General features: G+C 65.4%; 19 protein-coding genes. 12 read left to right on the top strand and 7 right to left on the bottom strand.

What is annotated here, in order from left to right; translation table 11 throughout:
- The first annotated feature begins 96 nt into the window (after nt 1–96).
- Nucleotides 97–999, top strand: a complete 903-nt coding sequence (locus N511_RS0118305; protein WP_027680604.1) for a mechanosensitive ion channel family protein — start codon at nt 97–99, stop codon at nt 997–999.
- A 78-nt stretch (nt 1,000–1,077) separates the two neighbouring features.
- Here the strand turns inward: N511_RS0118305 and N511_RS0118300 are convergent, their stop codons facing one another.
- Complete coding sequence (locus tag N511_RS0118300) at nt 1,078–1,635, bottom strand: cob(I)yrinic acid a,c-diamide adenosyltransferase (RefSeq protein WP_027680603.1); 558 nt, start codon at nt 1,633–1,635, stop codon at nt 1,078–1,080.
- Between the two features lie 121 nt (nt 1,636–1,756).
- Here N511_RS0118300 and N511_RS0118295 point away from each other — a divergent pair, with 121 nt between their 5' ends.
- From N511_RS0118295 to N511_RS0118245, 11 genes are all read left to right on the top strand, one after another.
- Entirely contained in the window at nt 1,757–3,175 is a 1,419-nt protein-coding gene (locus N511_RS0118295; protein WP_027680602.1) for an FAD-binding oxidoreductase, read from the top strand.
- Complete coding sequence (locus tag N511_RS0118290) at nt 3,175–4,065, top strand: LysR substrate-binding domain-containing protein (protein WP_027680601.1); 891 nt, start codon at nt 3,175–3,177, stop codon at nt 4,063–4,065. The genes N511_RS0118295 and N511_RS0118290 overlap by 1 nt, the downstream gene beginning before the upstream one ends.
- A gap of 498 nt (nt 4,066–4,563) precedes the next feature.
- Nucleotides 4,564–6,063, top strand: a complete 1,500-nt coding sequence (locus N511_RS0118285; protein WP_027680600.1) for an FAD-linked oxidase C-terminal domain-containing protein — start codon at nt 4,564–4,566, stop codon at nt 6,061–6,063.
- A gap of 17 nt (nt 6,064–6,080) precedes the next feature.
- Nucleotides 6,081–7,025: an ion transporter gene (locus N511_RS0118280; protein WP_027680599.1), complete on the top strand. Its 945-nt coding sequence runs from the start codon at nt 6,081–6,083 to the stop codon at nt 7,023–7,025.
- Between the two features lie 22 nt (nt 7,026–7,047).
- Nucleotides 7,048–8,181, top strand: a complete 1,134-nt coding sequence (gene glcE / locus N511_RS0118275; RefSeq protein WP_027680598.1) for a glycolate oxidase subunit GlcE — start codon at nt 7,048–7,050, stop codon at nt 8,179–8,181.
- Nucleotides 8,182–8,207: 26 nt separating this feature from the next.
- On the top strand, nt 8,208–9,452 hold the full coding sequence (glcF, locus tag N511_RS0118270) for a glycolate oxidase subunit GlcF (RefSeq protein WP_027680597.1): 1,245 nt from the start codon (nt 8,208–8,210) through the stop codon (nt 9,450–9,452).
- Between the two features lie 51 nt (nt 9,453–9,503).
- Nucleotides 9,504–9,881: a CidA/LrgA family protein gene (locus N511_RS0118265; RefSeq protein ID WP_027680596.1), complete on the top strand. Its 378-nt coding sequence runs from the start codon at nt 9,504–9,506 to the stop codon at nt 9,879–9,881.
- Nucleotides 9,878–10,609 carry an LrgB family protein gene (locus N511_RS0118260; RefSeq protein ID WP_027680595.1) on the top strand — a complete coding sequence of 244 codons (732 nt, stop codon included), beginning with the start codon at nt 9,878–9,880 and terminating at the stop codon, nt 10,607–10,609. The genes N511_RS0118265 and N511_RS0118260 overlap by 4 nt, the downstream gene beginning before the upstream one ends.
- A gap of 171 nt (nt 10,610–10,780) precedes the next feature.
- A complete protein-coding gene (locus N511_RS0118255) occupies nt 10,781–11,176 on the top strand; it encodes a VOC family protein (protein WP_027680594.1) in 396 nt (131 codons plus the stop codon).
- Nucleotides 11,177–11,243: 67 nt separating this feature from the next.
- Nucleotides 11,244–11,723, top strand: coding sequence for a cupin domain-containing protein (locus N511_RS0118250; RefSeq protein WP_027680593.1), 480 nt, complete (start codon nt 11,244–11,246; stop codon nt 11,721–11,723).
- Nucleotides 11,724–11,766: 43 nt separating this feature from the next.
- Nucleotides 11,767–12,465 (top strand): helix-turn-helix transcriptional regulator, encoded by a 699-nt coding sequence (locus tag N511_RS0118245; RefSeq protein WP_027680592.1) that lies wholly within the window; start codon nt 11,767–11,769, stop codon nt 12,463–12,465.
- A gap of 24 nt (nt 12,466–12,489) precedes the next feature.
- Here the strand turns inward: N511_RS0118245 and N511_RS0118240 are convergent, their stop codons facing one another.
- The 6 genes from N511_RS0118240 to N511_RS0118215 all read right to left on the bottom strand — a co-directional run bounded on the left by N511_RS0118240 (nt 12,490) and on the right by N511_RS0118215 (nt 19,098).
- Nucleotides 12,490–12,987 carry a glutathione peroxidase gene (locus N511_RS0118240; RefSeq protein WP_027680591.1) on the bottom strand — a complete coding sequence of 166 codons (498 nt, stop codon included), beginning with the start codon at nt 12,985–12,987 and terminating at the stop codon, nt 12,490–12,492.
- A 107-nt stretch (nt 12,988–13,094) separates the two neighbouring features.
- Nucleotides 13,095–16,364 carry a pilus assembly protein gene (locus tag N511_RS0118235; RefSeq protein ID WP_027680590.1) on the bottom strand — a complete coding sequence of 1,090 codons (3,270 nt, stop codon included), beginning with the start codon at nt 16,362–16,364 and terminating at the stop codon, nt 13,095–13,097.
- Between the two features lie 28 nt (nt 16,365–16,392).
- Nucleotides 16,393–16,962 carry a pilus assembly PilX family protein gene (locus N511_RS0118230; RefSeq protein WP_027680589.1) on the bottom strand — a complete coding sequence of 190 codons (570 nt, stop codon included), beginning with the start codon at nt 16,960–16,962 and terminating at the stop codon, nt 16,393–16,395.
- A gap of 2 nt (nt 16,963–16,964) precedes the next feature.
- Entirely contained in the window at nt 16,965–18,029 is a 1,065-nt protein-coding gene (locus N511_RS0118225; RefSeq protein ID WP_051530967.1) for a PilW family protein, read from the bottom strand.
- Nucleotides 18,026–18,628, bottom strand: coding sequence for a type IV pilus modification PilV family protein (locus N511_RS0118220; protein WP_027680587.1), 603 nt, complete (start codon nt 18,626–18,628; stop codon nt 18,026–18,028). Before N511_RS0118220 ends, N511_RS0118225 begins: the two co-directional genes overlap by 4 nt.
- Complete coding sequence (locus tag N511_RS0118215; RefSeq protein ID WP_027680586.1) at nt 18,625–19,098, bottom strand: GspH/FimT family pseudopilin; 474 nt, start codon at nt 19,096–19,098, stop codon at nt 18,625–18,627. The genes N511_RS0118220 and N511_RS0118215 overlap by 4 nt, the downstream gene beginning before the upstream one ends.
- Nucleotides 19,099–19,104: the final 6 nt, after the last annotated feature.

The following is a 19,104-nucleotide window of genomic DNA, read 5'->3' as shown; positions in this document are numbered from 1 at the left end:
TATAACAAATGTGAGCGAAACGTATCAAAGCCACACAAGTGCGTTGTCTTTGACATATCGTAGGTGGGTTCCCCCCCTGCTCTTTCGGAGGCACCCATGGCAGACAACCTGGCGGACACCGCCGTCAACACCGCAAGCAAGTACCAGGCAATCGTGGCGCAGTACGCCACCGACGTCGGCATGAAGATCCTCGCCGCCATCGTCTTCTGGGTGGTCGGCCGCTGGCTGATCCATCTGGCGGTACGCATGGTGGAAGGCTCGCTGACCCGGCAGAAGGTCGATCCGACCGTGCTTCGCTACGTCGGGTCAATCATCACCGTTACGCTGAACGTGCTGCTGGTGATCGGCATCCTGGGCTATTTCGGCATTCAGACGACGACGTTCGCTGCGCTGATTGCCGCCGCCGGCGTGGCGGTTGGCATGGCGTGGTCGGGCCTGCTGTCCAACTTTGCGGCGGGCGCGTTCCTGATCGTGCTGCGGCCGTTCAAGGTGGGCGACTTCGTGACGGCCGGTGGCGTGACGGGCACGATCAAGGAGATCGGCCTGTTTGCCACGACCATCAACACGCCGGACAACGTCGTCACGATTGTCGGCAACGGCAAAATCTTCGCCGACACGATCCAGAACTACACCTCCAACCCGTTCCGCCGCGTCGAGCTGAAGGCGCAACTGGCCGGCAGCGCCGATCACCGCGCCGCCATCGCGCTGCTCAAGGAAAAGGTGGCCGCCATTCCGAACGTGCTGACCGATCCGGCGGTCGATGTTGAGATTCTGGAGTTCAACCTGGTCGGGCCCGTGCTGGCCGTGCGCCCGTACACGCACAACGACAACTACTGGCAGGTCTATTTCGACACCAACCGCACCATCAAGGAAGCGCTGGCCGAAGCCGGCTTCCCGGCGCCCACGCCATCGCAGGCGCTGACGATCACCACGCCAGGGCAATTGGCGGGGCTGGCCGCCGTGGCGCAAAGCACGACGACGCCAACGATCGTGAACTGATTCTGCGCGCCGCAAAAGCAAACGGCCCGGCGAGGTAAGGTCACCTCGCCGGGCCGTTTTGTTTGATGCGGACGGCGATTACGCCGGCTTGTGCTCGTCGCGTTTCCAGAGGACGTCCGTGCCGCCATCTGCGCGATTCAGCACGCGCGCCAGCACGAACAGCAGGTCCGACAGGCGATTGACGTACTGGCGCGGCGCCTCGCCGATGGTCTCTGCGCGGCCCAGCGCGACGATGCTCCGCTCGGCACGGCGCGCGACGGTGCGGCACACATGCGCCTGTGCCGCGGCGCGGCTGCCGCCTGGCAGGATGAATTCGGCCAGCCGCGGAAGATCGGCGTTGTAATCGGCCAGCCATTGATCGAGCCGCAACACGTGCGCGGTCGTCACCATCGTGTAGCCGGGAATGCAGAGTTCGCCACCCAGATCGAACAGGTCGTGTTGGATGGCGGTGAGCGCCGCGCGCACGCCGTCGGGCAGCGATTCCGTCAGCAGCACGCCGATATGCGAGTTCAACTCGTCGACGTCGCCGATGGCGGCGATGCGCAGGCTGTCCTTGGCCGTGCGGCTGCCGTCGCCGAGGCCGGTGGTGCCGTCGTCGCCGGTGCGGGTGGCGATTTTGGATAGGCGATTGCCCACGGTGCGTCTCCTGTAGCTGTATTGGCGCGTTGCAAGCCGCCATTATCGCAAGCGGCGTGCAACCCCGGCGTTAGAATGATCCATTGGCCCGCCGAGAGCCGCACAACATTGCGAGACCCCCATGAACCACCCGATTCCCCATCCCGGATTGGTGCGCAAGCCGATCCCCCCGGTCATGCTCGACGCGCTGCGTGCCCGCTTCGGCGACCGCGTCTCCACCACCGAAGCCGTGCGCGCCCACCACGGCCGCGATGAATCCGCCTACGACCCGATGCTGCCCGACGCCGTCGTCTTCGCGCAGACCACCGAGGAAGTCGCGGCCGTCGCCAAGCTCTGCTTCGAGCACGAGATTCCGCTGATCCCGTATGGCGCCGGCTCATCGCTCGAAGGCCATCTGCTGGCGGTAGCCGGCGGCGTGAGCCTCGATCTCTCGCAGATGAACCACGTGCTGTCGGTGCACCCGGAAGACCTGACGGTGACGGTCGAACCGGGCGTCACGCGCAAGCAGCTCAATACCGAGATTCGCGATACCGGTCTGTTCTTCCCGATCGACCCGGGCGCGGATGCGTCCATCGGCGGCATGTGCGCGACGCGCGCGTCCGGCACGAACGCCGTGCGCTACGGCACGATGCGCGAGAACGTGCTGAACCTGACGGTCGTCACCGCCGACGGCCGCATCATCAAGACGGCCAACCGCGCGCGCAAATCGTCGGCGGGCTATGACCTCACGCGCCTCTTCATCGGCAGCGAAGGCACGCTCGGCATCATCACCGAGATCACGCTGAAGCTGTATCCGCAGCCGGAAGCGGTGTCCGCGGCGGTGTGCGCCTTCCCGAGCATGGGGGATGCGGTGTCGGCCGTGATCGACACCATCCAGATGGGCGTGCCGATTGCGCGCGTGGAGTTTGTCGATGCGCTGGCCATCCGGGCGATCAACCAATACGACAAGCTGACGCTGCCCGAGATGCCGACGCTGTTCTTCGAGTTTCACGGCTCGGAGCACGGCGTGCAGGAACAGGCCGAGACCGTCCAGCAGATCGCCGCCGAACATAAAGGCCAGGGCTTCGAATGGGCAACACGCCCCGAAGACCGCAGCCGCCTGTGGAACGCCCGACACAACGCGTATTTCGCGTTCCTGCAGCTCAAGCCGGGCTGCCGCGCCGTCACCACCGACGTGTGCGTGCCAATCTCACGCCTGGCTGAATGCGTGGTCGAGACCGAGAAGGACCTGCTCGCCAGCGCGCTGCAACTGCCCGCCCCCATCGTCGGCCACGTCGGCGACGGCAACTTCCACGTCGCGCTGCTGATCGATCCGAACAAGCCCGAAGAACTGGAAGAAGCCGAGCGCATCAACCAGCGCATCGTCGCGCGGGCGATTGCCATGGACGGCACCTGCACGGGCGAACATGGCGTGGGCCTGCACAAGATGGACTTCCTCATCGCCGAACACGGCAACGATGCGATCGACCTGATGCGCAGCGTCAAGCTCGCGCTGGACCCGAAGCACATCCTCAACCCCGGCAAAATCTTCCACCTGTAATGGCCTCCGTCTTCAAGCGCGTTCCTCCGCTGCACCTGCTGATTGCCTTTGAAGCGGGCGCACGCCATGCGAGCTTCGCGCGCGCGGCCGAGGAGCTGTCCGTCACGCCCAGCGCGGTCTCGCACCGCATCAAGAACCTCGAAGAGCTGTGGGGCGAAGACCTGTTCGTGCGCACCGGCACGGCATTGCGGCTGACCGCCGCCGGCACGCGCTACCTGCGCAGCGTGCAGGACGCGCTCAAGAGCCTGCATGAGCTGGCCCGCCCGGAATTCAGCAAACAGCGCGCGCGGCTGCGTGTGGCAATCCCGCCCACGTTCGGGCGTCAGCACCTGGTGCCGCGCATTCCGGAGTTCAACGCGCTGTATCCGCACATCGACGTGGAGCTGCACCTCGCCATCCCGTTTCTCGACGTGAAGGCCGAAGACGCCGACGTCGAGATCCGCTACGGCACCGGCCGCTACCCCGACCTGAAGACCACGCTCCTGCTCAACGAGCCGGTGTTTCCCGCATGCGGACGCGGCTACTTCGAGCAGATCAGCGGCAGCACCATCACCGAGGCATCGCAACTGCTGAACCTCACGCTGCTGCGCAGCCCGCTGGAGCCGTGGCGCCCGTGGTTCGAGGCAGCGGGGCTCGATGCGCCGGAGCCTGCCACGGGTTCGCTCTTCAACGACATCGGGCTGATGCTGGAAGCCGTCGCCTCCAACCAGGGCGTGGCGCTGGTGCGGCAGGCGATGGCGCGCAACTGGCTGGCCTCGGGGCAGATCGTGCGGCTGCTGGACATCGAATCGACGTCGCCACATGCTTACTACATCGTGCAGCGCGAGCAGGCACCGATGAAGCCCGAGGCGCAGCATTTTGTGGACTGGTTGCTCGGGCTGGATTGGTAAGCCGTCGGCCGCCCGCCGTGGGCAGTGGAGGCGCGTCGCCGGGCCTCAAACCACCGGATTCGAAACTTTTAGTATCGACGTTGACGTTCGGAACCCCACCGTTGATGAAAAAAGCAGCAACGTCGGAGCAAAAAGCGTCATAGGTCGACCCTCTGAGCCTCGAAGTCGACGTTCCGAACGTCATCGTTGCTGTTTTTTTCATCAACGCCGACTGTATTTGCCTCACGCGTGAGGTATCCGAACCTCAGATTCGAAACTTTTAGTGTGAAGGTCGGTGTTTTGAACCCCGCCGTTGGTAGTCAAAGGCTCGATCGTGAAGATCGGACCTCCACCAACGGGCGGCGAAACCTTGCTGCACCGCGATGAACCGCATTGGCCGCCCCGGCGAGCCAAATTCATCGCCGCAAAAGTCCTTAACACGCCGCGCGGCACGGCGGCCGGGCTATAGTGCCTCCCACCCCGGCCACCGCTGGCGGGCAGAACCATGAGAGACACCCCATGAATGCGCCATCGTCGTCGTCCGCCACCGCCCGCGATCTGACCGCCCTGCAGGCCGAGCTGACCGCCGCGCTGTCCCAGATCGTGTCCGACGACGCGCTGCTCTGGGAGCGCGAAGACACCACTCCGTATGAATGCGACGGCCTGGCCGCCTACCGGCAGGTGCCGCTGGCCGTGGTGCTGCCGGACACCGAAGCGCAGGTCGTCGAAATCCTGCGCGTGTGCCACCGCATGGGCGTGCCCGTGGTGCCGCGCGGCGCGGGGACGAGCCTGTCGGGCGGTGCGATGCCGACCCCGGGTGGGCTGGTGCTGTCGCTGGCCAAGTTCAAGCGCATCCTGAAGGTCGACCCGTACACGCGCACGGCGGTGGTCCAGCCGGGCGTGCGCAACCTTGCCATCTCGGAAGCCGCCAACCCGCACGGCCTGTACTACGCGCCCGATCCGTCGTCGCAGATCGCCTGCACCATCGGCGGCAACGTGAATGAAAACTCGGGCGGCGTGCACTGCCTGAAATACGGCCTGACCGTGCACAACGTGCTGCGCGTGCGCGCCGTGATGATGGACGGCGAGGTCGTCGAATTCGGCAGCGAAGCGCCCGACGCCCCCGGCCTGGACCTGCTGGCCACGGTGATCGGCTCCGAAGGCATGCTGGCCGTGGTGACCGAAGTGACCGTGCGCCTGATCCCCAAGCCGCAACTGGCGCAGGTGATCATGGCGAGCTTCGACGATGTGGAATCGGGCGGCAACGCCGTGGCCGATGTGATTGCCGCGGGCATCATCCCGGCCGGGCTGGAGATGATGGACAAGCCCGCCACCGCCGCCGTGGAGGAATTCGTCTGCGCCGGCTACGACTTGGACGCGGCCGCCATCCTGCTGTGCGAATCCGACGGCACGCCCGAAGAAGTGGCCGAAGAAATCGCGCGCATGAGCGAAGTGCTGCGCGCCTCGGGTGCCACGCGGATCCAGGTCTCGCAAAGCGAGGCGGAGCGCCTGAAGTTCTGGAGCGGACGCAAGAATGCCTTCCCGGCAGCCGGGCGCATCTCGCCGGACTACTACTGCATGGACGGCACCATCCCCCGCAAGCACATCGGCACACTGCTGCGACGCATCCAGGCGATGGAGCAGAAGTACGCCCTGCGCTGCATCAACGTGTTCCACGCCGGCGACGGCAACATGCATCCGCTCATCCTCTTCAACGGCGAAGACCAGGACGAATGGCACCGCGCCGAACTGTTCGGCTCCGACATCCTCGAGACCTGCGTGGAGTTGGGCGGCACCGTGACTGGCGAACACGGCGTGGGCGTGGAAAAGCTCAGCTCGATGTGCGTGCAGTTCTCGACCGAAGAGCGTGACGCCTTCCTGCGCGTCAAGGCGGCCTTCGACCCGGCGCGTTTGCTGAACCCCGACAAGGCCATCCCCACGCTCGCGCGCTGCGCCGAATACGGCAAGCTGCACGTGCGCAACGGCTTGCTGCCGCATCCCGACCTGCCGCGCTTCTAAAGCCGCTCAGCGTTGTCATGAGTCAGAACCCCTCCCGTACCAGCCGATGGCACGCGCATAACACGCGGCTGGCGGCGTACCTCGGCAAGCCTGAAGAGGACGGCTGGCGCCGCCGTTGGTACGTCATCATCTTTGAAGCCGAAACACGATCCGGCAGGCTATTCGACCTGACCCTGCTGGGGGCCATCCTCGCCAGCGTGCTGGTGGTGATGCTCGACAGCCTGCCGAGCGTAAGCGGCCGCGCGGGCACGCTCTTCACGGTGCTCGAGTGGCTCTTCACGCTGCTGTTTACGGCGGAATACGTCATGCGCATCCTCGTGGTGCGCAAGCCCTGGCGCTACGTGCTGAGCTTTTACGGCGTCATCGATTTCATCTCGATCCTGCCAACGTGGCTGGCGATCTTTGTGCCCGAACTGGCCTACCTGCTCGATGTGCGGCTGCTGCGCCTGCTGCGGATCTTCCGGATCCTGAAGATCACGGTGTACTTTGAAGAAGCGCAGATCCTGCTGCGCGCGCTGGTCAACGCCCGACGCAAAATCTTCGTGTTCCTGGGCACGGTGTTCATCATCACCATCATCCTGGGCACGGTGATGTACGTCGTGGAGGGGCCGCAGCATGGCTTCACCAGCATTCCGGTCAGCATGTACTGGGCGGTGGTCACGCTCACCACCACGGGCTTCGGCGACCTCGTGCCGAAAACTCCGCTGGGCCAGTTCATCACGTCGATGACCATCCTGCTCGGCTACAGCATCATCGCGTTCCCCACCGGCATCATCGGCGCGGAACTGGTGAACACCATGCGCGACGGTTCGTCCTCAACCCCGAGCCCCACCCCACCCTCGCCGTCGACGCGCGCCTGCACAGGCTGCACGTTCGACCGTCACGACATCGACGCCGCATTCTGCAAGCGCTGCGGCACCAGGCTTCCGCTTCCCCCCACCGAGACCGCGCCCAGCCAGTGAGCTGCGCACCCGAAGGTTCGCCATGCCAAGCACGCCAGACACCGCCCTTTCGCCAACGCTCGCACGTTTTCGCGACGCCATTGCGCACGCGGCCGACAGCCACACGCCGCTGACCTTGCGCGGCGGCGGTACAAAGGATTTTTACGGCCGCGCCCCGCAGCCCAACGGCACCGTGCTCGACACACGCGAATGGTCCGGCATCGTCGACTACGACTGCGCTGAACTCGTTGTTACCGCGCGCAGCGGCACGCCGCTCGTCGAGATCGAAGCTGCGCTGGCCGAGCACAAGCAGATGCTGGCGTTCGAGCCGCCGCACTTTGCTGCGAATGGCCAACAGGCCACCGTGGGCGGTGCGTTTGCATCGGGCCTGTCCGGGCCGCGTCGGCAATCGGTGGGCGCATTGCGCGATTTCGTGCTCGGCGCCGTCGTCATGGATGGCCGCGGCGACATGCTGAACTTCGGCGGCCAGGTGATGAAGAACGTGGCCGGCTACGACGTCTCGCGCCTGATGGCCGGCGCGCTCGGCACGCTGGGCCTGATCGTGCAGGTGTCGCTCAAGGTGCTGCCGATGCCGTTCTGCGATGCAACGCTGCGCTTTGCCATGGCGCAGGGCGGGGCCATCGATACCCTCAACCGCTGGGGCGGCCAGCCGCTGCCGATCGCGGCGTCTGCGTGGATCGACGGTGCGCTGTGGGTGCGCCTGAGCGGTGCCGATGCGGCGGTGCGCGCAGCCATCGCCAAGCTTGGCGGCGAGCGTGTTGACGACGCAGAAGCGGCGGCGTTCTGGCGCGACCTGCGCGAACAATCGCATGCGTTTTTCGCGCGCGCCGTGCAAGGCGGTCTCCCGCTGTGGCGCATCGCCCTGCCCCCCGCCACGCCGCCGCTGGCGCTGGGCCATGCGTCGGCCGATGAGCAACTCGTTGAATGGGGCGGCGGCCAGCGCTGGTGGATCGACACCGCCAACACCTCCGCGGATGTCATCCGCGATGCAGCACGCAAGGCCGGCGGCCACGCCACGCTGTTCCGCAATGGCGACCGCACCAGCGACATCTTCACGCCCGTCGCCGCGCCGTTGATGGCCGTGCACAAACGCCTGAAAGACAGCTTCGATCCGCACGGCATCTTCAACCCGGGCCGCCTGTATTCAGCGTTCTGACTGCCGACTTCTAACGCAAGCCCATCATGCAAATCACGCTCGCGGCGTTCCTGCGCAACACCCCCGACGGCGAAGAAGCCCAAAGCATCGTGCAGAAGTGCGTGCACTGCGGTTTCTGCACCGCCACCTGCCCGACCTACCAACTGCTCGGCGACGAACTGGACGGCCCGCGCGGGCGCATCTACCTGATGAAGCAGGTGCTGGAGGGCCAGCCCGCCGGCGCCGCGACGCGCCTGCACCTGGACCGCTGCCTGACCTGCCGCAACTGCGAATCGACGTGCCCGTCCGGCGTGACCTACGGGCGCCTGGTCGAGATCGGTCGCAAGATCGTCGACGACCAGCTCGACGCGAAAGGCGAATCACGCCCGCTCGGCGAACGCGCCATACGCTGGGCGCTGCGCGAGGGCCTGACGCGGCCGGCGCTGTTCGGCTCCGCGCTCAGGCTCGGACAGGCGGTGCGGCCGATGTTGCCGCCGGTGTTGCGCAACAAGGTTCCGGCGAAACAACCCCACGCCGGCGTGCGGCCAAGCACCACGCACGCACGCAAGATGCTGCTGCTGGAAGGCTGCGTACAACCCGCCATGTCGCCCAACATCAATGCCGCCACGGCGCGTGTCTTCGACAAGCTGGGCGTGCAGCTCATCAGTGCAGACCGTGCGGGCTGCTGCGGGGCGATCCGGTATCACATGAACGACCATGCGGGCGGCCTGGGCAACATGCGCGCCAACATCGACGCGTGGTGGCCGCACATCGAAGCGGGCGCCGAGGCCATCGTCATGACGGTCTCCGGCTGCGGCGCGATGGTCAAGGAATACGGCCACCTGCTGCGCGACGACCCGGCCTATGCCGAGCGCGCGGCACGCGTGTCCGCCATGACGCGCGATCTGTGCGAGGTACTGCCGGCGTTTTCGCAGCAGCTTCTGCAGAAGGCCAAACCCGAAGCGCAACGCCCGCGCGTGGCGTGGCACCCGCCGTGCACGCTGCAGCATGGCCAGCAGATCCGCGGCGCGGTGGAAACGCTGCTCGGCTCGCTGGGTGTGGACGTCAAGCTCTGCGCCGACAGCCACCTGTGCTGCGGCTCGGCGGGGACGTATTCGGTGCTGCAACCGGAACTCGCCTACCGGCTGCGCGACGACAAGCTCGCCAAGCTGCAAGCGACACAGCCCGAGCGCATCGTCACCGCCAACATCGGCTGCGTCACGCATCTGCAAAGCGGCACCGACACGCCGGTCGAACACTGGATCGAGCTGGTCGACCGCATGCTCGTCTGAAACGAACGCACCCGGTTCTATACTGGCCGCTTCGTTTTGCCCGGAGGCCCCATGCTGCAAACCTTCGCGATCCTGTTGACGTTCCAGTCGGTGGGTGAGCTGTTGACGTATTCGATGCACCTGCCGGTGCCCGGTCCGGTGATCGGCATGGTGCTGCTGGTCATCTACCTGCTGGTGGACAAGGGCCGCGTGCTCGAAGTCATGCAGGGCACCGTGAGTGAACTGCTGCGGCACCTGACCATTCTGTTCGTGCCGGCCGGCGTGGGCGTCATGACGCAACTGAACCGCATCGGGCAGGAATGGCTGCCGATCGTGGTGGCGACCGTCGTATCGACGTGGCTGTCGATTGCCGCCGGTGCGCTCGTCACTCGCGCGCTGATGCGCCGGATGGGTGACCACGGCGAAGCCCACGAGGAGCTGGCCCCATGAACGCGATGGCTCCGAACCTGCATCAACTCTGGGTCTACCTGGCCGCCAGCCCGCTGCTGGGCCTGACCGCCACGCTCATCGCCTACCTGATCGGCGTGCGTCTGCATGAGCGCAGTCGCTTCAATCCGATGGTCAATCCGTTGCTGATTGCGGTCGTCATATTGGGCACGCTGCTGACCGTGACAGGCACGCCATACAAGACCTACTTTGACGGCGCGCAGTTCGTGCACTTCCTGCTGGGGCCGGCCACGGTGGCGCTGGCGGTGCCGCTGTTTCAGCAATGGGCGAAGCTGCGCCGCCACGCGTTGCCGCTCATGGCCGGGCTGCTTGCGGGGTCGGTCGTGGCGGTGGTGTCAGCCGTGGGCATCGCGTGGCTGTTGGGCGCATCGCCGGAAACGCTGCGCTCGATGGCGCCGAAATCGGTGACGATCCCGATCGCCATGGGCATCTCGGAGAAGATCGGCGGTGCGCCGACCATCACGGCGGTGCTGGTGCTCATTACCGGCATTGTCGGCGCGACGACCACGACGCGGCTGCTGAACCTGCTGCGCGTGCGCGAGTACAGCGTGCGCGGCTTTGCCACCGGCATTGCGGCGCATGGCATTGGTACCGCGCGCGCGTTTCAGGTCAACCCGGAAGCGGGTGCGTTCTCGGCGCTGGGCATGGGCCTGAACGGCGTGCTGACAGCGGTGCTGGTGCCGCTGCTGGCGGGCTGGATTCCCCACTGAGCCGCCTTCCCCTCCGCCCCGGCATTTACTGCCTGGGCAACCAGCAACACGATCCTCCGTCCTCCTGAATGCTCCTGACAGAACGCTGTCAGGAGCCCCCCGCCAGAATCGCTCCAACTTAACCGGCAACGGCACTCCCAACCGCCTGAGCCACCTACCGGAGCGAACACCATGGCAAGCGTCATCAACTGGTTTGAAATCCCCGCCAACGATTTCCCGCGCGCGGTGAAGTTTTACGAGAACGTCTTCGACACGCAGCTCAAGCAGGAAGACATGGGCGACCTGACCATGGGCGTGTTTCCGGCGGGCGAGACGACCATCCACGGCGCGCTGGTCAAGGGCGAGGGCTTTGCGCCGTCCGACAAGGGCAGTGTGGTCTACCTGAACGCGCCCAACCTGGATGCCGTGCTCGAGCGCGTGAACGGCAGCGGCGGCCAATGCGTGTTCGGCCCCATGACGCTGCCCGACCACATGGGCCGCATCGCCCACATCGTCGACACCGAAGGCAACCGCGTCGGCCTGCACGAGCCGGATGCCAAGACGCAGGCGTACCTGCTGCAGCAGTAATAGCAGTAACGCTCCCCAAAGCCGGTGCGCGGGCGCCGGCCTTCACCATGAGACAGAGAAGAACACCATGCCGAGCCAATCCCCGTATCTCATGCGTGCCGCGGATGTCACCGCGCGCACGCAGTCGTTTTCGCACCCCTGGAACAGCCTGTCGGAAATTCACGGCACGATGATGGGCCGGCTGCTCGGGCTCAAGCGCACCGGCGTGAATTTTGCGCGCGTGCCGCCGGGCAAGGAGTCGTTCGTCTATCACTCGCACCAGCGCGAAGAGGAATGGATCTACATCCTTTCCGGCGAAGCGCAGGCCGAGATCGACGACAACATCTTCACCGTGCGTAGCGGTGATTTCATGGCCTTCCCCACAGGCGTCGCGCACCACCTGCGCAACTGCGGCAAGGAAGATCTCGTCTACCTGTGCGGCGGCGAACATCTCAACATCGAGATTGCCGATTTCCCGCGACTGGGCAAGCGCATGCTGCGCCGTGGCGAGCAGGTGGATATCGTCGACATCCACCCGCAGCGCGAGCTGACGCCCTTCGGCGCGTAGGGGAAAGATTGTGCGGATTGCGCGCGGCAAGAAGCCCACTACAATGCCGCGCATGACCCGCCGCGCCGACCGCCTGTTCCAGATTGCCCAGATCCTGCGAGGCCGCCGTTTGACCACGGCGGCGATGCTGGCCGACCGCCTCGGCGTGTCGGAGCGCACGGTGTATCGCGATATCCGCGATCTGTCTGTCTCTGGCGTGCCGATCGAAGGCGAAGCCGGTATCGGCTACCGCATGCGTGCCGGCTACGACCTCGCGCCGCTCATGTTCACCGCCGACGAAGTCGAAGCGCTGGTGGCCGGCGCGCGGATGATCAAGGCGTGGAGCGGTGGCACCATGGCCGACTCCGTGGAAGCCGCACTGGAAAAGCTGATGGGCGCCCTGCCCGCCGAACGCCGCGCCGAAGCCGAGACCACACGCATCTTCGCGCCCGGCTACGGCATGGGCAGCGAGGTCAAGCAGGTGTTCGATACGCTGCATGCCGCGCTGGGCCGCCACGCCGTTGCGCGGTTGTCCTACCGCGACGCGCAGGGCCAGTTGACCGAACGCTGCATCCAGCCGCTCGGTCTGTTCTTCTGGGGGCAAGTCTGGCTGGTGGCCGCCTGGTGCGAACACCGCCAGGACTACCGCACCTTCCGCCTCGACCGCTGCGTCAAAGTGGACATTCTGGAGCGCCACTTTGCCGAATCCGCCGAGCGCTCGCTGGCGGACTTCATGCGCAAGGTGCGGGGCTCGTCGGATTAACAACCGTAACCGACGAACGCAACGTCAGGCGGGATCGGGCTCCGCCAGCAGCCGCTCGATATCGCCGGCAATCTCTTCCGGCTTGGTCATCGGCGCGTAGCGCTTGTACACCGTGCCGTCGCGGCGCAGCAGGAACTTGGTGAAGTTCCATTTGATGGCTCCGATGCCGAGCACGCCGGGCTTTTCCGAGGTCAGCCACTTGTAGAGCGGATGCGCGCTTGAGCCATTCACGTCGATCTTGCCGAACATCGGGAACGAGACGCCGTAGTTCTTCTCGCAGAACGCGCCGATTTCGTCTTCGCCGCCCGGTTCCTGCTTGCCGAACTGGTTGCAGGGAAAGCCGAGCACTTCCAGCCCCTTGTCGTGCAGCCGCTTGTACACCGCCTCCAGCCCCGCGTACTGCGGCGTGAATCCGCACTTGCTGGCCGTGTTCACGATCAGCAGGACCTTGCCCTTGTACTGCGACAGCGGCACGCGCTGGCCGGTCAGCGAATCGGCCTCGAATGCATAAACGTCAGTCATGGCTACTCTCCGGATGGTTGCGGGAACGGGAATGCTCCGGCATCTGGCCGGAATTGTAACGGCCCGCGCTGGGCGGGCCGTTTGGGAGCGATGCGGGGCGATGCGGGTCAGTGCTTGTCGGTTTCTGAGAACCAGAACGTGCGCTTGCGTTTGCCGAGGCCCGTCGGGGAGACCTTGATCGGAGCGAGTGACGATCCACCACCCGTGCCCGTTTGGTTGCCACAGCCAAAGCACACCGGCACCGGCGTTGTGCCGCCATTGCCGTTGTTGACGAGCACCACGCCATACACCGACGACGGCGGAAAGCCACCGCCATCGAGCATGACGGACCGGTCGGGGTTCTGACCCGCACCGGTGAGGAAGCTGACGGAGTAGGTACGCGCCACGCCGAGGTTCGGATAGCACATGCCGGCCTTCGGCACTGCCGGCGTGTTGGTGCCGAACGTCGTATAGCCCGCAACGGTCAGCGGTGCATTCACCACCTTCTCGCCTGCATTCGGCAACGTGATGAAGAAGCCGGAGCCCGTGCCGTTGTACGCGCCCGAGGTCGCGTCGACGAGGTTGGCCTCGGTCAGCGGCGTCCAGCCGGCGGGCACCGGCCCGAGGTTCGGATCCTTGAGCATGTAGAACCGGTTGACCACGTTGTATGCGGTACCGGGCGCGTTCGACGCCGAATACAGCGGATGCTCGCGATCGCCGGTGCCGGCGAGGATCGCATTGAAGCCGGCCGTGGGCACCACATCGGGCGCATAGAAGAACTTGCGCGCATTGTTGGTGTTGGCTGCGCCGCCCAGCGTCGCGAATTGGGTCAGTGCCCAGTTGGCGGGGGTGTTGCCGGCAGCGCTCTGGAAATCGACGCGCCAAATGTTGCCGCCCACATCGCCCACGTAGGCCATCTGGATGTAGCCGCTGCCCGTGCGGTCCACCGTGGTGACGTCGGAGGCAATCGAGCGCGTGAGGCTGGTGTTCTTCACGCACACGCCCGCGACGCCACTGCAGTTGGCCAAGGCGCTCCACACCGGCACGCCGCTGTACGCATCGAGCACGACAATGCCGCGGCCGACGGTGTCGGTGCCGGGTGCCGGGTCGCTGTCTTCGGAGGCGGCATCGTAGCCCGCGCCCATGATCAGCACGGGATTGGTATAGCCCGCCACGCGCATCAGCCGGGGCTTGGACCACGTCTGACCGAGTTCGGGAATGTCGGTGTTGCTTCGCGACCAGAGGTAGCGCGGATTCACGGGGTCGGTCACATCGAGCGCATACACAAGGCTGCCACCACGACGCGCTGTCAGGTAGATGACCGTGCGCGGGCTGCCGGTCACGCGCTGATCCTGCATGACGGTCGTGCTGCCGTCGAAGAAGTCGTCGCGTGGTGTCGGCTTGGGTGTGATGCCGCCCGGCGTGGTGGAGAGCGCAACCTCCGGCGTGTTGGCATAGAGCCGGCTCAGCTTGCCGATGAACTCGGGCGGGATGAAGCCCCACAGCTCGCCGCCCGGACGCACGATGTTCGTCGACGAGGTCTTGATGCCGGTTGCCTGGTTGCCGTTGACGGCATGGAACACGCCGTCATTGGTGCCGTAATAGACGACGACGTTGGGCGCGGTCGATGTTCCGTAGTTGATCACCACGGGGCGCGAGTGCAACACGTCGCCGTGGATCGACGGGCGGATCGTCACCGGAGACCCCGGGCCTGTCTCAGCTTCCTGCCCCACCGTCGGTGCCTTGGTGCTTCCGTCCATCGCGTAGACGTCGCGGCCGCGCACCCAGTTGATGAAGTAGTTCTGCTCGCTCGAGGTGATGGCCGGGGCGCCGTTCACGCTGTTGTAGGAGTTGATCGCGTCCAGCCCTTTCCCTGCACCGCCGGTCAGCCACGTGTTCGACGTGTCGAACGTCGGCATGGCACCGCTGGTCGGGCACGTGCCGACGCCGTTGCAGGTATAGAGCACACGGGTGCTTTGATCGGTCAGGAACTGGGCGCGCAGCATTTCACCGGCGCCGCCCTTCTCGACCACCTCGCCGTCAGGGGAGTCACTTGCGCCTCCGACGCCGGAGGGGCTGTTGATCCAGAATCCGTTCTTCGGCCAGTTGGTCACGCCCGACCCGTAGCCGCTGGTGCCAAAAGCCAGCGGTGGATCGGCCGACCAGAAACTGACGGCGTTGGGCGAAATGAAGCCGGTGCCTGCGCTGCTGAGCGCCGGTTTGCCGACGGAATCCAGCAATTGCAGGGTGCCGTTGGCGTCGTAGCCCACCTGGTATTGCTTGAGGTTCCCCATCCAGCGCGGCGCGGCGCTCGCGTCCGGACGGAACATGCCGACATAGACCTGGTTCAGGAACTGGCCCTGCGCATTCACGGCGGCCGGCAAGCTGACCGAGGCGAACACGCTGTTCACAGCCTGAATTTCGTTGAAGATCTGCAGCAGGATGTCTTTCAGCTGGTCCGGTTTGCCAAGCTGGGCAACATACGCCTTGCCTCCGCCGTTCGTGGCCATGCTTTGGTCAAACGCCACGTAGTCGGGGTTGTTTCCGTCCGTGACGGAAATCGTGTAGGTGATGATGTTCTGCGGCGGATGATCCTTGGGGATCGTCTTCGTCTGCAGGTCATAGCGGTACATGAACTGCGCCCACTCGTCGCCCCAGTTGGCCTGGTACTTGTTGTAGGGCGACGGTATGACGATCTGCGGCGGCGTCGTGTTGGCAGAAAGGCCCAGTGCAGATGCCAGATCGCTCTGGATGTTCTTGCCGGTGTCCTGTGGTTTGCCGTTGTTGACGGCATTGCCGATGTAGATGACGTAATTCCGCTGACACGGGTTGTTGATCGGATTGGCCGACGTGTATGACGTTCCGGATGGGCCGGTTCCGCTGTTGAAGTAGGCCCATGCCTCCTCCATGCCGCCGCCAACCTGCGAGTTGTTCGAGTTGTTTGCCTGACGGTCGATCGTCAACACGTAGTTGAGAAAGCTGTTGATCCCGTTGAGGTCCATCAGGGGCAACTGCGCGGGCGGCGTTGCCGGAAACTGGAACTGCGCGCCGACGTTGTTGCCGGAGCCGAACATCATCAGGCCCAGATTCAGGTTGCCCAGCAACGACGGAGAATTCTTGAACGCGTTCACCGCGTCATAGAGCGCGCACTGCTCGGCACCCACATCGGTGTTCGCATTGTTGCTCGACACGACGCCGCTGGTGTCGCAGGTGAACGTTGCGGATGCATTCCATGTGGACGCGTTGTCCATGATGATCAGCACGTTGGGCTTGCCCGCCTGCGGTTGCAGCCCGGTGTACAGATCAATATCCTCGGCCCCGGCAGGCTGGACACACGCCAGCGCGAGCGCGGCGGTGGCCGTCGCGGCAAACGCAAATCGTTGAGCAAATGAGCGCATATGAGTTGTTCCTTGCTTGCGCGTTGGCTTACGGACACGCGGCGCCGGTCAGCACGCGAACGGCCACACCCTGATGCAGCGTGGTGTTCACGGCCGTGCCATTGGCATCGTTGACGGTGGCAGCGACATCCCACTGCGTCGCACTGCAATTCGACATGCCGCCGGGCGTGCCGGCAGCGGTCAGGATGCCGGTGTCGGAGTTGTTGTTCACGCCGCTGAAGCAGGACGAGTCGGCAGCAAAGTTGGGGCTGGTCGTATCTGTCGTCAGCTGCGTATTGGCGATCGGCTTGGTGGCCACGCAGGCGGGTGCCGCCACTTGTGCGGTGTAGTCCGCCTTGCCATCGCCGTTCACATCGACCGGCACGCTGGTCGCGACCGGGTTGGAGGTGAAATCCACGCTGATGACCTGCTCAATACCCTGCTGCGCCGCGCTGCGTGCTTCGAGGCCGTATTGCTGGTTGGCGGCGATCTTGGTGTTGATCACGCCCGAGTTCATCATCATCACGACGATGCCCATGAAGATCGCCAGGAAGATCAGCGTGACAACGAGGGTCACGCCCGACTGACGTGCCGATTGGCGAACCGATAAGCGCCGCATGGCTACTCCCGTGGGCCGGCCACATTGGCGACGCGCGCGACTTCCGCGTAGACGTGCCGTTTGTAGCCATCTTTGAAAGGTGGGGTGAGCGTGCCGCGGCCGAGGTCGTAAGACCGCGTATCCGTCCAGCCCGGTGACACGCCCAGCGTGCGCGCGAGCACGTTGATGCGCACCGCCGTCACGTTGCTCCAGTTGGTCGCGGCGGATGCGAGCCAGTTGTAGCCGCCGACGTTGGTACACGCGGCGCTGTTGTCGATGCCGGGATTGGCGACGTAGCAATCGGGCGAACCGTTGCCGTCCATGTCCACGCCATAGGCGAAATGCACGTCGTCGATGCCCTGCGCGATCGAGTTGGGCGGCTGCATTGCACCGCTGTAAAACTCGACCATCTTGAGCGTCGGAATGCTGTCGCCGCCCGTGCCGCAACGGTCGCACGTGGCCAGATAGAACGCACGCACGCTGACCTGGCGCAGGTCTGCCAGATTGGTGCAGGTCTTGTCCTTGAGCGTGAAATCCGTTGCGGTGGCGCTGAACACAAAGGGCGACGTGTCAGTGCTGCAGAACGAGTCCTGCAGATAGGCCTGCCCTGCCGCGACGGCACTCGCCGAGGTGACGGTGCTCGACACGCGGCGCACCACCAGGATTTCCGAGTTGGGGGACAGGTTGGGCAAGCACGGCGCCGCATTCGCGCCGGGCACGTAGCCGTAGATGGCCACCGGCACCGTTGCCGGGCCGGTGCTGAAGCCGAGCGCATTGATGGCCGCGGCGCAGACATCGGGTGTGGCAACGGCGGAGGTGCCCAGCAGGTTCAGATCGCCGAGAAAGCCGCCCAGCCCGACTTCCTGGCTGATGATGTCGAGCGCATAGCGTCCGTTCTCGATCTGCGTGGCGCTGTTGCCGAGTTGCACGCGCGATTGCGAGGTCGATGCATACAAGCTCGCCAACGCGGTCAGCAGCAGCAGCCCGAGCGCCATGCCGACCATCAATTCGACCAGCGACATCCCGCGCTGCAGAGGCCGCAGCGTGCGACGTGTGCGATGTGTGCGATGTGTGGAAGGCGTCGTCATGACAGCACCCCCATGCGCACCTGCACGCTGATGGCACGCCGGTAGGCGTCGTTTCCGTAATTGCCGGTGCCGCTGCCGCAGGGCAAGGCCGGCGCCACGGTCTGCACCAGGCCCTGCCACGCGACAGTCACGCGGTAGATCTGGTTGACGGTGTCGACGGCTTCGATGCAGCCGCGCGCACCGATCATGGCGCCCACAGCGACGGCCCCACTCGCAGCGGTTTCGGTATTGCCGAGCAGCGCGTTGTTCCACGCGGCAAGATCGGTGGTGACCGTGGCTTGCTGCGTGGCCGTGCCCATCGTGCAGCTGGGCGCCGAGACACCGCCCGTGCCGACCGTCGTCATCGCGCCGGCCACGGCGTAGCAAGGGGCCACCTGGCGGTTTGCATTGAGCCGCGCGGCCATGTCCTGCAACAACGTCAGGGCCTGCACACGCTGGTAGGACTCCATCTCCGACTGGTTGGAGCGGACCATCATCCCCGCTGCGCCCAGCAGCGCGACCAGCAGAATCACGACCGAAATCAGGATTTCGATCAGGGTCGACCCACGCTGCGCGGCCTTGCGCGACCTGCGATGGCGAAAGCCTGCGGCGCCGCTCATGAGCACGTCCCCGACACCACCGCGACGCGGCCGGTGCCGCCCACCTGCACGCAGCTCGAGGAAACGGATTGCGACGCGCTCGTCGGCGTGACCTGGAACGTGACGCCGCCTGCAGTGGGTCGGCCATCGTTGCCGAACGACAGCGTGTTGCCGCTGCTCGCCGCGATGGTCACGCCGCTGTAGGGGCCGAATGTGCGGATCACGGTGGCGGGCGTGCCTACGGTCAGCGTCCAGCCGGTCGCCCAGTTGCTGGTGGTCGAGACGGTGGCCACGGCGTTTTGCTTCACCGCCTCGGCACGCGCCAACGACACGGCAGACGACAGGTCGAACGACGCATTGCGCGTGGCCTGTGTCGCGATCATGCCCGAGAACGACGGCACGGCAATCGTCACCAGGACGGCGAGCACGGCCAGCGTGACCATCAGCTCGGTGAGCGTGAAACCTTGGGTGGGCTTGCGCAGAGTGTTCATGGCTCG

This window comes from Ralstonia sp. UNC404CL21Col, from assembly GCF_000620465.1.
In the GTDB taxonomy this organism is placed as follows: domain Bacteria; phylum Pseudomonadota; class Gammaproteobacteria; order Burkholderiales; family Burkholderiaceae; genus Ralstonia; species Ralstonia flatus.
Note: the sequence above shows the minus strand (reverse complement) of the source record. Positions and strands in the feature narration are given on the sequence as shown.